A 14,218-nucleotide genomic window follows, 5' to 3' on the forward strand; every position below is an offset into this window, starting at 1 on the left:
ATAAGTTTCCTTTATTAATAGAGAATGAAGAGACTTTAACACAGATTATTATTTTTTTTAACAGCTTTAATTCTATAGTAATGAAAAAATAAGACTGGCAATATTGTTATAGTTAAACAAGCTAATAATTTAGGAACAAACTCTGTTGCGGAAGCATACATATTATCTGGTGGAACAAAGCCTACTATCACACATATTGTTGTACCTAATATACCTAAAATACATATAGTAGACATACCTATTTTACCACCAGGTATTTTAAAGTTTGCATCAATAATTTCGTTATCTGATTGTAGCTTCAATTTCATTGCCGCAAAAAACATAAGCATATACATCATAGAATATATCTGTGTACTAATAACAGTAAGTAAAAAATAATATGCTTGTACTGATGGGACAAGAGTTATGGCAGAACATACGACAGTCATAATTATTGCTTGTAATATTAAAATATTACTTGGTACATCATGTTTGTTTTTTTTATCTAACCATTCTGGCAAAAAGTGATCATCTGCTGCTTGTAGAAGACCTCTTGCTGGAGAAATTATCCAGTTAATCATAGACCCTAAAGAGCCTATGAAAATCATAACGACTAAAATATAGAAGAAATTGCTTAAGCCAAAAGTATCTAAAAAGATACTAAATGATTTTACCGCTCCATTTACCACATCTATTTGATCTAAAGGAAAAATCATAGATACAGCTAGCGCTCCTAAAATCATAGTAAGAACCATAAATACAGATGCTATTAAAAGAGCTAAGGGAAAAGTTCTTCTAGCGTTTCTGACTTTTCTTATATGTACGGTTGCTAACTCAAGTCCTAGAAATGATGCAATAATTCCAGTTAGACCCATCCAAGATTCTGAAGATGTAAGACTTGGAATTAATGTCCCATGTTCAAAATGTATATATATAGGTTTTCCAAGTATCAACCATGCAAGAGCAAACAACACTATCAAAACCATTGGTAAAATCATTCCAAAAAAGGTGCAGGCACTAGCAAATATTGCAGATACTTTTAAACCTTTTAAGTTGATTATTGTCAGTACCCAAAATGTGATTGTTATGAAAACAGCAGTATATTTCATATTTTGAGCTAATGAAGGATTGATTAATAAAGCTACAGTTCCAGCAATAAAAGTTAATATACTTGGAAACCATATTAATGTATTTATCCATTGAAACCATATTGCAACCATTGCTACGTTAGGACCAAAAGCTTTTTTTACCCAACCATATACTCCTTCCTCTCCTTTACCAGTATATGTAGCGGTCATTTCAGCAGATACTAAAGCTACGGGTAGTAGAAATAAAAGTATAGCAATTCCAAAAAAGAAGAATATATATGTTCCCGAAGTCGCTGTAAGAGGTAAGTTTCTGATATTATCAATAGCTCCTGTCATGAGGAGAACTAAGAGGATAAGGCCGATAGTTTCTTTATTTGAATTTAGTTTTGAAGACATCTGTGCCTACTAAAAATAAAACCTTACATAAATCAATAATACTTTATGTCTAAAACCTTATCAATTAAATAATATTCTTAAGCGATATATAATGGCATAACCTGAAATAATCTTTCTAATGAATTAAAGGCTTGTGAGCTTCTAGCCTCCACCAAGACTCTATCTTCATTTTGTAATATAACATTCTCAGGACTAAACACAGGAATATTATCTCTCATAATAGCTAAGACTTCTAAGTCATCTCCAAATCTTATTTCAGAGATTTTTTTCCCTATGATTGGTGAAAGATTTTCTTCTCCATGAACTTTAACTTCTAAAATATAGTTTTCTAAATCATTTATCTCATACATTCTTAATATATCAGCTTGTGTCATAAAGGCTTTTATAGTTGTATATGAAAAATTATGAGGAGAAATAGATAAATCTATAAGCTTTAAGTCTCTAGTTATAGAATGGTATTCTGCGTTATTAACTGTTGCTATAGATCTTTTTGCTCCAAGTTTTTTTGCTAAGATAGATGACATAACATTTATCTCATCAGAGTTTGTTAAGGCAAAAAACATATCTGCCTCATCGATTCCTTCTGTAAGAAGTAAATTATTATTTACAGGATTATATTGTAATATTGTCGATTTGCTAAGTTCACTTAAAGCATACTTACATTTCTCTGCACTTGGATCAATAATTTTAACAACATAGCCTTTTGTTTCTAATGATTTTGCTAATGTAACACTGGCATGGTTTGCTCCAGCAATAAATATTTTCTTCACATTAGTTTTTTGTGGTTGGAAAATAGCTAATATTTGTGAAGCATAAGCTTTTTCAGAGATATATAATACTCTATCATTTGCCTCAATATAGGTTTCCTTATCTTTTAAGTCTAATTTTTCATCATTCCTATATATAGAAATAATATTAACTCTAACATCATCCATGCCAAGATATATATCTCTTAGAGCGTAGCCTATTAAAGGAGATTTATCAGAAACCTCAACTCCTATAACTTGAATTCGTTTATCAAAAAAACTAGAGATAAAATAAGCACCAGATAAAAATATTAATTGCTCTAACTGTTTAGTTGTTTCAAAAAAGGATTTTATTACTAAATCAACATTATTTAATAATTTAGGAAAACGTGTATATTCTGTATCTCGTATTCTTGCTATTTTATAAGGAGTTTTATACATCTTATGAGCCATATCACAAATAGCAACGTTAGTTGAATCATTAGATGTGACAGCAATAATCATATCGGTATCTTTTAAATTAGCTTCCATCATTATATTAGGCTTTGTAACATCGCCACAGACTGTTTGCACATCAAATGCTGATGCTATAAATCCTAATTTTTCTTCATCTAAATCAACTATACATACATCATGCTCATGTGAAAGTCTTTGTGTAAGATATACACCAAGTTGACCGGCTCCTAAAATAGCTACTCTCATAAAACTAACTGATTAATCTTTAGATTAAAGATATTGAATAAGAACATACTAATGTAACATCAGTTATTAATCAATTTTTTAATTTACATTACTTAGCTAAGATACTATCATATCCGTATAAAGATACTAAAACGGTATAGTTTGCTGGAAGCATGTTAAAAATTAGTAAATTACTAGATTATGCACTCCTTGTTGTGGTAACTATAGCAAAAAATAGTGATGCCCCATATAGTGCTTCAAAAATTTCAGAAGTTACGGGCCTTAATTTACCGACTGTTAGGAAATTGCTAAATTTACTTAATATAGGTGGAATTATTATATCAAAACGTGGAATAGAAGGTGGTTATGCTTTAGCAAGAAATGCTGATCAAATTAGCATGTTAGATATCGTGAAATCTATTGAAACAGATGTTAATATTACAGAATGTTGCGATACGTTTAAAAATTCATGTCTTATGAAAAAATGTAGCTTGCATAGTTACTGGAAAATAGTAAACCATAAAATTTTAGATATGTTCGCAAATACATCAATTGATGAAATCTTAACTATTGAAAAAAGTAACAAATTTTAATAATAATTTATGAGTAAAAATTTAGATAAAATAATAGATCAAGACTATGAACATGGTTTTTTTACTAATATTGAGCAGGAAACCATAGAACCAGGTCTTAACGAAGATGTTATTAGGCTTATTTCTGCTAGAAAGAATGAGCCTGAATTTATGCTTGAATGGCGTCTTAAAGCTTATGCTAGATGGAAAGAAATGGTTGAGCCTGAATGGGCAAATCTTAATTATCCAAAAATTGATTTTCAATCTATAAGCTATTATTCAAGTCCTAAGTCTTTAAAAGATCATCCGAAGAGCCTTGATGAAGTAGATCCAGAGATAATCGAAACATATAATAAGCTTGGTATTCCATTGCATGAGCAGGAGATGTTGGCAGGAGTTAAGAATATAGCGGTAGATGCTGTGTTTGATTCAGTTTCTGTTGTTACAACATTTAAAGAAAAATTATCAGAAGCTGGAGTTATATTCTGTCCAATATCAGAAGCTTTACAAAAGTATCCTGAGTTAGTACAGAAATATTTAGGCTCTGTAGTCCCTCAAGGTGATAACTTTTTTGCAGCTTTAAATGCAGCAGTATTTAGTGATGGTTCATTTGTTTACATACCTAAAGGTGTGCACTGTCCAATGGAGCTTTCTACATACTTTAGAATTAATGCTATGAATACTGGGCAATTTGAGAGAACTTTGATTGTAGCAGATGAAGATAGTTATGTAAGTTATCTAGAGGGTTGTACAGCTCCAATGAGAGATGAAAACCAGCTTCATGCAGCTGTAGTTGAATTGGTTGCAATGAAAGGCGCAGAAATTAAATACTCAACGGTACAAAACTGGTATCCAGGTGATAAAAATGGAAAAGGTGGTATTTATAATTTTGTGACTAAAAGAGGGGTATGTAAAGGAGATAACTCAAAGATATCTTGGACACAGGTTGAAACTGGCTCAGCGATTACTTGGAAATATCCTTCTGTAGTCTTAAGAGGAGATAATTCTATTGGGGAATTTTATTCAGTAGCTCTTACTAGACATGCTCAAAAAGCAGATACTGGAACAAAAATGATCCATTTAGGAAAAAATACTAAAAGTACTATAATTTCAAAAGGGATATCGGCTGGTAAAGCACAAAATGCTTACCGTGGACTAGTTAGAATATCTCCTAATGCAGATAATGCTCGTAATTTCTCACAGTGTGATTCATTACTGATAGGACATAATTGTGGTGCTCATACTTATCCATATATTGAAAACAAAAGTAATAGCTCACAAATAGAACATGAGGCAACAACATCAAAAATCTCTGATGATCAACTTTTTTATTGCCAACAAAGAGGTATGTCAACAGAGGATGCAATTGCGATGATTGTAAACGGTTTTTGTAAAGAGGTTTTCAAAAAACTGCCTCTTGAGTTTGCAGTTGAAGCACAAAAGCTTATGGAAGTAAGCTTAGAAGGTGCAGTTGGTTAAATTATATATTCAAATATTAAAAGGCAAAAAATGTTATTAGAAATAAAAGATTTACATGTAAATGTAGCAGGTAAAGAAATTCTAAAGGGTCTTAACTTAAAAGTTAATAAAGGCGAAGTCCATGCAATCATGGGACCAAATGGTGCTGGAAAAAGTACTTTAGGGAATGTGTTAGCTGGAAAAGAAGGATATGAGATAACAAAAGGCTCTATTAAGTTTAATAACAAAGATATAAAAGATCTTGGTATATCTGAAAGAGCTGCGGCAGGTATATTTTTGAGTTTACAATATCCAATTGAAATACCTGGGGTTAGTAATGTTCAATTTTTAAAGACTGCTCTTAATAGTATAAAAAAAGCTAATGGTGAAGGTGAAATTGATGCTATTTCTTTTATGAAAAAATTAAAAGAAAACATGAAAACTTTAGAAATAGACCAAAAGTATATGAGTAGAGGAGTTAATGAAGGGTTTTCTGGTGGAGAGAAAAAAAGAAATGAAATGCTTCAGCTTATGATGCTTGAGCCTAAATTAGCTATTCTTGATGAAACAGATTCTGGACTTGATATTGATGCTTTACAAATAGTTTCTAAAGGTGCTAATAGTATGAGGTCTCCAGATAGAAGCTTTCTAGTTATCACACATTACCAAAGACTTTTAAATCACATTCAGCCTGATTTTGTACATGTCTTGGCCGATGGAAAAATTGTAAAAACAGCTGATAAAAGCTTAGCTCTAGAATTAGAAGAGAAGGGTTATTCTTGGTTAAATAGCTAAAAGGTTAAAAAATGCTAATAGATAAAAATATGTTACCAACTACAAAACAAGAGAGTTGGAAATATACAAATATTGCTAGTATCTATCAAAAGAATAATATAGATGAACTTTTGATAGAGTCTGAAGCGACTAAAGATTATCTTAAAAACTTTAAATTTGATACTAATGAAAATGTGGTTATTATTTTAGATGGTGTTTTAGCTATAGATTATAATAATAAACTTAACCATATCTCTAAATTAGAATTTAATGAAGATAATAGAGATATGTCTAAAATAGCAAAAGATAATGCAAAGTCTTTTTGTATAAATATACCTAAGGATACAAAAGAAGACCTTAGCCTAATTTTTATAAATACTGAATATGCAAAAAATAAGTTAACTAATGTTGCTTTAAAGTTAGATGTTGAAATGTTTTCTCACGTAAATTTAGATATAGACTATGTGAACTTAACAAAAAGCTCAGCCTTAAATCTGTTTTTAGATATAGATATAGCAGACTCAGCTAAAGTAACATATACAAATAATTCAGATAATGCTAATAACAAAGATTTTATTATTACATCTAATTACCTAATTAACTTTGGTGAAAATGCTGAATTTAATGGTTTCTGTATACTTAATAAAGATCATCTTTTGAGAAAAGATATTGTTGTTAACCTAAATGAGTCTCACTCAAGATTTGATTTACGTGGACTTTATTTACTATCAGATGTTGCTTGTGCTGATGTGTGTTGTTTAGTTAATCATAAAGCTTCTGATACTTATAGTAACGTTAATTTTCGTGGAGTTGTAAATGGCTCTTCAAAAGCTTGGTTTAATGCAAAAGCGGTAGTACATGAAAAAATTAAAGGAATACAAGCTTATCAAAATAACAAAAATGTACAGTTAAGTAAAAAAGCAGAAATTAATACAAAGCCAGAATTAGAGATTCTTTCTGATGATGTGATATGTACCCATGGAGCTACTATTGGTGAGTTGGATAAAAATGCTTTGTTTTATCTACAATCACGAGGACTATCTTTGATAGAAGCTCAACATATACTTCTTGAAAGTTTTATAAAATCACAAATAACATCAGAAGATCTTTTATTAGAGGATAGTCAAAAAGCAGACTTTCTAAGCTCTTTAGAAGATATTCTCAAGTCTATTCTCTAATATTTTCTTTCTTTACCTTATTAGAATCGCCATAATTAATTAAATAGATACATAGAGCTCATAGAAATGAAGTTTAGGAAAATAATTACCGTAGTATTTATGGGAGCAGCTATAGTTAGCTGCTCAAATATAGAAGATAATTTTTTCTCTCCAAATAATACGACAACTTTTGATAAAAGTTATGAAAGTCAGATTAATGAACTTTTAGATTCTATGACGCTTGATGAAAAATTAGGGCAGTTAAATCTACTAGATTCCGGTGATATTACTACTGGTGAAGGCGCAAACTCTAATGTTGCAAAACTTATTGAGCAAGGAAAAGTTGGAGGAATATTAAATCTCACTTCAGCTGAAAAAATCAATAAAGCTCAAAAAATTGCAGTTGAGCAAAGTAGGCTCCATATACCATTATTAATTGGTTTAGATGTAATACATGGATATAAGACGACATTCCCTATTCCACTTGGTTTATCTTCAACATGGAATATCGATTTGATTGAAAAAACTGCAAGAATTGCAGCTACAGAAGCAAGTGCTGATGGTATTAATTGGGTATATTCTCCAATGGTTGATATATCTAGAGATCCTAGATGGGGTAGGGTAGCAGAAGGAAGTGGAGAAGATCCTTATTTAGGTAGTCTCATTGCTAAAGCTATGATTAGAGGATATCAAGGCAATGATCTTAGTCTAAACAATACAGTAATGGCTTGCTTTAAACATTTTGCTTTATATGGCGCTGTGGAGGCTGGTAGAGATTATAATACAGTAGATATGAGTAAAGTTCGTATGTATAACGAATATTTCCCTCCTTATAAAGCAGCTATAGAAGCAGGAGCTGGCTCAGTAATGGCAGCATTTAATGATATAAATGGTATTCCTGCGACAGAGGATAAATGGCTGCTAACAGATGTATTAAGAAAGGAGTGGGGCTTTAATGGTTTCGTTGTGACAGACTATACAGCTATTCCTGAAATGGTAAATCATGGTGTTGGAACTGATTTACAAGAAGTTTCTGCTTTAGCATTAAAAGCTGGTGTAGATATGGATATGGTAGGAGAAGGTTTTATAAAAACCCTTAAAAAATCTTTAAAAGAGGAAAAAATTTCTATTGATGATATCAACTTAGCTGTCAAAAGAATATTACAAGCAAAATTTGAATTAGGCTTGTTTAAGGATCCATATAAGTATAGTAATGATACGAATAGAGCAGAAAAAGAAATCTTTACAAAAGATAATCGTACTTTTGCAAGGCAAGTTGGTTCTGAATCAGCAGTTTTATTAAAAAATCAAAATAATCTTCTTCCTTTAGAAAAAAAAGGAACTATTGCCATAATAGGGCCTTTAGGAAATAACTCTGTAAATATGGCTGGAACATGGAGTGTTTCTACAGATCAATATAAATCTATTTCACTATTGGATGGTGTTCGAGAGGTTATTGGTGATAAAGCCAAGATTCTCTATTCAAAAGGAAGTAATCTATCCTATGATGAAGAGTTTGAAAAAAATGTAACTATGTTTAACAAGCCTATCCCTAGAGATAATAGAACGAATAAACAATTGCTTGATGAAGCGATAAAAATTGCTGAGAAATCTGATGTTATTATTGCAGCTTTAGGAGAATCTGCTGAAATGTCTGGTGAAAGCACTAGTAGGGTGCATATTGAAATCCCTAAAGCTCAAAAAGATTTATTAAAAGCTTTATTGCAGACAGGTAAACCTGTTGTATTAGTTTTATTTACTGGTAGACCTTTAGTTTTAGTTGATGAGAATACTACTGTTCCCGCTACTTTAAATGTTTGGTTCCCTGGAAGTGAGGCAGGACTATCTATAGCAGATGTATTATTTGGTGATGTAAACCCATCTGGTAAATTAACAATGTCATGGCCAAGAGATGTTGGTCAAATACCTGTCTACTACAATCATAAAAATACTGGTAGACCTTTAAGCAAAGATGATGGCAAGTTTGAAAAGTTCCATTCTAATTATTTAGATGTACCCAATGATCCACTTTATCCATTTGGTTATGGTTTGAGTTATACAACTTTTAAAATTGGTAAACCAGAACTTAGTAAAAACAGTATTGGACCTAATGATAAACTAGTTATAACCACTGAGGTCACTAATACTGGAAACTATAGTGGTGCTGAAGTAATACAACTATATATACACCAAAAAGTTCGTTCGATAACACCACCTGTGAAAGAACTAAAAGGATTTAAGAAAATATTTTTGAAAAAGGGTGAAACTAAAACAGTAAAATTTGTAATTTCTCCAGAAGATCTAAAATTTTATAATAATGATTTAGAATTTGTGTATGAACCAGGAGAATTTGAATTATTTGTTTCTGATAGTTCTAATCATAAATTTACAAATACATTTTTTCTAACGAAAGAAGAAGATAACTAGATCTTTATTATTATCTATATTCATATAAACTTATCTCTATTATTTTTATTTAAAAATAAATACTTTATATGAAAGATTCAAAATATTTTTTATACTCAACTACTGCTACATCTGAACATATAGATCCAAACAAACATATAAATAACATTATATACTTACAATGGATGCAAGATGCAGCTGTGGAGCATGTAAAACATAATGGAACTTTTGATCTAATACAATCATTAGGCTTAACATGGTTTGCAAAAACACATCATATAGAATATATGTCACAAGGCTTTTTGGATGATGAAATTATAGTAGTGACATGGGTAGAGAATTTAACAAAAATTTCGACTTTAAGAAAATATTCTATATATAGAAAAAGCGACAAAAAACTTCTCTGTAAAGGAGAGACTCTTTGGATAATGATAAATATAGAGAAAAGTAGACCAACTAAAATTCCTCAAAATATTATAGATGTATTTCATAATATAGATGATGCTAATATAGATGATCTTAATAGCCTAATATAAAAAGAGCTATGTCTTATTTATAGAGGAGTATCGCCAACCCATTCAAGACTTAACTCTTCAATTTCTGGAACATATTTATAAAGCATAATACCATCACCATTTGCTTGCGCCATTACTAAGCGATGAGTTTCTACCGATGTATCAAAAAGAATATTATATCCTCCAGTTATAGGATAAGCTTCATTATCATTTTGATAATTTCCAAACATAGTGTCTAGAGGTGCTTTAACTAAAGGTAAGTATTTGTCTGAATAGAAAACTAATTTTTTCTGTCCCCAATTAAATCTATTCGGAGAAAATATAGTTGCTAAAAGGTAAGGCTGATTAACTCCTTTAAGAGTAGCTATAATTTTATCATTATCAATAAATTTAAAGTTTGTTAGTCCTTTAAAGAAAGAAGTTTTCTTACTACCGTCTAGCATATATGAAACATTCTCAACACTTTTTGGATAATAAAATCCTTTATCTGAAACTTCTCCTGTTACTAGATTATATTTTATTCCTGAGTATTGTTGATCAACCGCATATACGTGTTTACCAGTTGGATCGACATCTTTCATTGTTTGACCAATATTTTCAACTATTGTAACTTGATGTTTTGCGCTATCTTCTTTTAAGATTTCATTTATATCAAATATCCAAAGTTCACCACCACTTGTCGTTACTATTACTTTATCCTGAGCAGGTGTAAATATCGGAACATAAGGACTATAAATGGTTTGATCTTTACCACCATAAGTATATTTTATTGGATCTTTTTCTTTTACTTGTTGAATAACGATATTTCCCTGATCATTTGAGCCAACGTATATTGATAAATCCGTACTTATATTATTTGGTCCCTGTGTCTTAAAACCAGTATTAAATTTTTTAATAAGCTTTTGAGTTTTGGCATCAACAATATAAACAATACCATCTATATCTTGATAAATAAAATCATCACTTTTATCTATAAAGTTAGCACTATAAGGATTAGCTCTCCTAGTATTTACTTTTTTAGCAGTTTTACTCTCCAAATCATACAAGTAAACATTTTTATCATCATTTGAACTAACAGCATATTTACCATCATTTGATATAGCCAAAGAAATCGGTTTGGCATTAGATATATTGAAAACAATAAACCCTAAGAGCAAAAAAAATATTTTTTTTATATTTGACACGTTATTTTATTTATTTCACTAATCTTTTTAAAATTATAAAGTATTAAAAAGTCAAAATTAATTTAAATTTTAAAAGTAAACAATAAATATGTAAAATTTAATTTAAATTATAAATTTATAAAATTTAATTTAGTGAAAAAAATCATACCGTCTTACTTTTATACTCTATTAACAATCTTCTTTATCTTTAGTATTCCTCAAGTCTCTAATGCACTTGAAAACATCAACAAAGGCTATGTTACTGATGATGCAAATCTTTTTTCAACTGGTCAATTTTCAATACTTAGCTCTTCATTAAAAAGTTATTATCAAAAAAAGAATATAAGTATAAAAATAGTTACAAAAAAAGACTTAAAGATAGCAAATAAATATGAGCTTGATGAATATTTAAATGATCTATACAAACAGAAGTTTTCTAATACTGAAAAAGGTATATTAATTCTTTTTGCAGGTTCTTTTTTTATAAAAGCTAATAATGATGTTCTTTCAAGGAGTGATATTGTTTGGACAACTATGGCTTTTTATACAGAGTATAACCAAAGTAAAAACCTTATTTATAAAAGTATGGTTGATGCTTTGAATAAATTAGGCAATATATTAACTAACTCATTAGTAGTTTCTAATAAAAGTAATCCAACTTCAGATTTTTATCCGTATGGAATAACTGAAAAAGATCTTCCTGATATGACTTTTGAGGTTATTTCAGATAATGCTTATATTTTTAATAGTCAACAACGAGATATTCTAAAGAGGATATTAAGTCATAATAGCTTTCAAAAAAATGAATCCTTTAAAATACTTACTATAGATACTTTGCCAGCTAATCTTTCTCTAGAAGAATATTCTAATATGGTTTTCAAAAAGAGCCGTATCAAGAAGAGAGACACAATTATGATAGTAATTGTTAAAGATTCGAATTTGGCTAGCATCACATTAAGCCCTCTCTTAGCAGGATGGTTGCCTCAATCTTTAACAAATAAAATTGTCTCTACAATTATTGAACCAAGTCTTAAGAGAAATGAAGGAGCTCAAGGAATTGTTGATGCCATAGATGAGATGGCTCTAAAACTAGATGGTTCAAAATTAATTTTTACAAATAGTAGTAGCTATAGTTCTTATGATCCATTTTCTAGAGATTATTTAGATATTAATGATATTTTTTATAAAATTCCAACTATAGAACATTTTGTCACAGATAATGGAGGTTTCTTTAATACTCTACAAATAGACTCTTTAGCAAAAGCTTTAGAAGATTATGAAAAGAAAACTACTAACCAAATAGTTATTTATACTATAAAAAAACTACCTTCTAATATCTCTCTCGAAGTTTATGCAAATAAACTATTTAATAAAAATAAAATAGGGGTTGAAGGCCATGATAATGGAGTTTTACTACTATTAGTAAAAGATAATAGAAAAGTAAGATTAGAGATAGGTACAAAATTAGAGCCATATCTAACTGATGCACTATCTAGTCGCATTATTTATGATGTTATAACTCCGAATTTTAGAGATGGATATTATTATGAAGGAACTTTAGAGGCTATTGGTAAAATCAAAAGCATTTTAGATGGCAATAATGTTAGTTTTGCTCCTAAACTTTTCCAATATAGAGCTGGCTATTATGTATTGTTAATACTACTCTTTTTAATACTTTTATCTATAAGCTTTTATTTCTATCAAAAATTCCTAAGTAAAGTAGCTGGAATATATGGTAAATATACTGGTTCTGAATATGAAGGAAAATTACAATACCTATTATCTCTTGCTGCTGTAGCTGCTTGTATACTTATTATAAATCTCGCTATATTTAAAGTTTTCAATAATAACATTATTAATACTATATTTGATGTTATTTTCTCTGTGGCTGCGGGTTTCATTTTTCTTCTTTTAATGGCAAAAGCAAAAAAAGATGTTTATGACATGAACTCGTTAATGTCACCTATTGAATTTGGAAATGCTTTTGGAAGGTTAAAAATAGTAAGCAACCTTATTGTAAAGAATATATATAGACTAAAAAATAAAAAACATTTTTCTGAGCTTTGGTATCAATATGCAAGCACATTAAATGCCGCATTAGAGCAATTTAAAGATATTACTCTTACTTATGATGAAGCTGCTGAAATGATAAATAAAAATTATGCTAAATATGATAAAACAAAGCTTAATACATTTAACTTTCTTATTGAATTTACTCAGGCTGACGATCAAATATCATTTAGATTTATAGTTATCGATATTTTTGCTAATAATAACTATCCTCTTGTATCTGAATATAATGTAAATATTGCTAAAGAGGATATAAAAAATAGCCAAAATTGGAAAATTGAAAAAATCTCAACAATAACTAGTAATGATAAGTTTAGAAAGATTATTACTATCAACTCAACAGATACTGCTCTTTTAGCTAGGCTTGATTTTGGCAAAAATGGTCAGAGCAGCTCATCATATCGTAGTGGTGGTGGCGGTGGCTCTTCTTATAGTGGTGGTAGCTCAAGTAGCAGTGGCGGCAGTTTCCGAGGAGGAGGGGGCTCATCTAGAGGTGGTGGAGCTAGTGGTAGTTGGTAATAGACCTCTCTACATTGTAAAAGATACTACGATGCTCTATTATTTAATAATTACTAGTTGGTTCAAAAACTTATTATGACACCTGGATCTTTTTTATCAATTATCATTTTTTCACTAATTATAATCATATTTGGTGTAATACTTTTACTTATTATAAAAGCTTTTATTTCAATGTATAACCAGCTTGTTAATAGCAAACAAATAGGTTTACAAACTTGGGCAGACATAGAATCAAGCCTACAGAAAAGACTAGATATAATTCCAAATCTTGTAGAAACTGTAAAAGGTTATGCCTCACATGAGAAAAGTACCTTAACAGAAGTTCAAGAGCTTAGGAGCCAATCATACGCTACAAAGGTTTCAAGTCCTGAACAAATAAAAGACTTTTTGAATAATCAAAATCAGCTTAGCTCAGCTTTAGCAAAACTTATGGCTGTTACTGAAAACTATCCAAATCTTAAAGCGGATCAAAATTTCCTAAGCTTACAGCAAGAACTCTCAGGAATTGAGTCAGAAATCTCTATAAAAAGAGATCGTTATAATAGCGCTATTCAAAGCTTTAATAGCCTTTTACTTAGTTTCTTCGGCAAAATAGTAAATGCTATTATGTTAAAATATCAAGAAATGCCATATTTCCAAGCAGATAAACAAGCAATTCAGCCGCCTAAGGTTTCTTTTAGTTAAAAGGTAAATT

Annotated in this window: 11 protein-coding genes; 8 read left to right on the top strand and 3 right to left on the bottom strand. The window is 30.0% G+C overall.

Annotation, left to right across the window (positions count from 1 at the left end; genetic code table 11):
- Positions 1-35 precede the first annotated feature (35 nt).
- Positions 36-1,463, bottom strand: a complete 1,428-nt coding sequence (locus DNK87_RS01930; RefSeq protein ID WP_119330461.1) for an APC family permease — start codon at positions 1,461-1,463, stop codon at positions 36-38.
- 77 nt (positions 1,464-1,540) lie between these two features.
- Positions 1,541-2,911 carry a Trk system potassium transporter TrkA gene (gene trkA / locus DNK87_RS01935; protein ID WP_119330460.1) on the bottom strand — a complete coding sequence of 457 codons (1,371 nt, stop codon included), beginning with the start codon at positions 2,909-2,911 and terminating at the stop codon, positions 1,541-1,543.
- A gap of 152 nt (positions 2,912-3,063) precedes the next feature.
- On the opposite strand from trkA, the gene DNK87_RS01940 reads away from it, so the two are divergent.
- From DNK87_RS01940 to DNK87_RS01965, 6 genes are all read left to right on the top strand, one after another.
- Positions 3,064-3,483, top strand: a complete 420-nt coding sequence (locus DNK87_RS01940; protein WP_119330459.1) for an SUF system Fe-S cluster assembly regulator — start codon at positions 3,064-3,066, stop codon at positions 3,481-3,483.
- A 9-nt stretch (positions 3,484-3,492) separates the two neighbouring features.
- Positions 3,493-4,941 (top strand): Fe-S cluster assembly protein SufB, encoded by a 1,449-nt coding sequence (gene sufB / locus DNK87_RS01945; RefSeq protein WP_119330458.1) that lies wholly within the window; start codon positions 3,493-3,495, stop codon positions 4,939-4,941.
- Positions 4,942-4,971: 30 nt separating this feature from the next.
- Entirely contained in the window at positions 4,972-5,715 is a 744-nt protein-coding gene (sufC, locus tag DNK87_RS01950; RefSeq protein ID WP_119330457.1) for a Fe-S cluster assembly ATPase SufC, read from the top strand.
- An 11-nt stretch (positions 5,716-5,726) separates the two neighbouring features.
- Entirely contained in the window at positions 5,727-6,872 is a 1,146-nt protein-coding gene (locus DNK87_RS01955; RefSeq protein WP_119330456.1) for a SufD family Fe-S cluster assembly protein, read from the top strand.
- A gap of 66 nt (positions 6,873-6,938) precedes the next feature.
- On the top strand, positions 6,939-9,278 hold the full coding sequence (bglX, locus tag DNK87_RS01960) for a beta-glucosidase BglX (RefSeq protein ID WP_244614587.1): 2,340 nt from the start codon (positions 6,939-6,941) through the stop codon (positions 9,276-9,278).
- A 68-nt stretch (positions 9,279-9,346) separates the two neighbouring features.
- Positions 9,347-9,793: an acyl-CoA thioesterase gene (locus DNK87_RS01965; RefSeq protein ID WP_119330454.1), complete on the top strand. Its 447-nt coding sequence runs from the start codon at positions 9,347-9,349 to the stop codon at positions 9,791-9,793.
- Between the two features lie 17 nt (positions 9,794-9,810).
- On the opposite strand, the gene DNK87_RS01970 is transcribed toward DNK87_RS01965, so the two are convergent.
- Entirely contained in the window at positions 9,811-10,956 is a 1,146-nt protein-coding gene (locus DNK87_RS01970; protein WP_119330453.1) for a WD40 repeat domain-containing protein, read from the bottom strand.
- 132 nt (positions 10,957-11,088) lie between these two features.
- Between DNK87_RS01970 and DNK87_RS01975 the strand changes: the two genes are divergently transcribed.
- Both DNK87_RS01975 and DNK87_RS01980 read left to right on the top strand, forming a co-directional pair.
- Positions 11,089-13,524: a TPM domain-containing protein gene (locus DNK87_RS01975; RefSeq protein WP_119330452.1), complete on the top strand. Its 2,436-nt coding sequence runs from the start codon at positions 11,089-11,091 to the stop codon at positions 13,522-13,524.
- A 75-nt stretch (positions 13,525-13,599) separates the two neighbouring features.
- Positions 13,600-14,208, top strand: a complete 609-nt coding sequence (locus DNK87_RS01980; protein WP_119330451.1) for a LemA family protein — start codon at positions 13,600-13,602, stop codon at positions 14,206-14,208.
- Positions 14,209-14,218: the final 10 nt, after the last annotated feature.

This window comes from Pseudofrancisella aestuarii, from assembly GCF_003574475.2.
GTDB classification, from domain to species: domain Bacteria; phylum Pseudomonadota; class Gammaproteobacteria; order Francisellales; family Francisellaceae; genus Francisella; species Francisella aestuarii.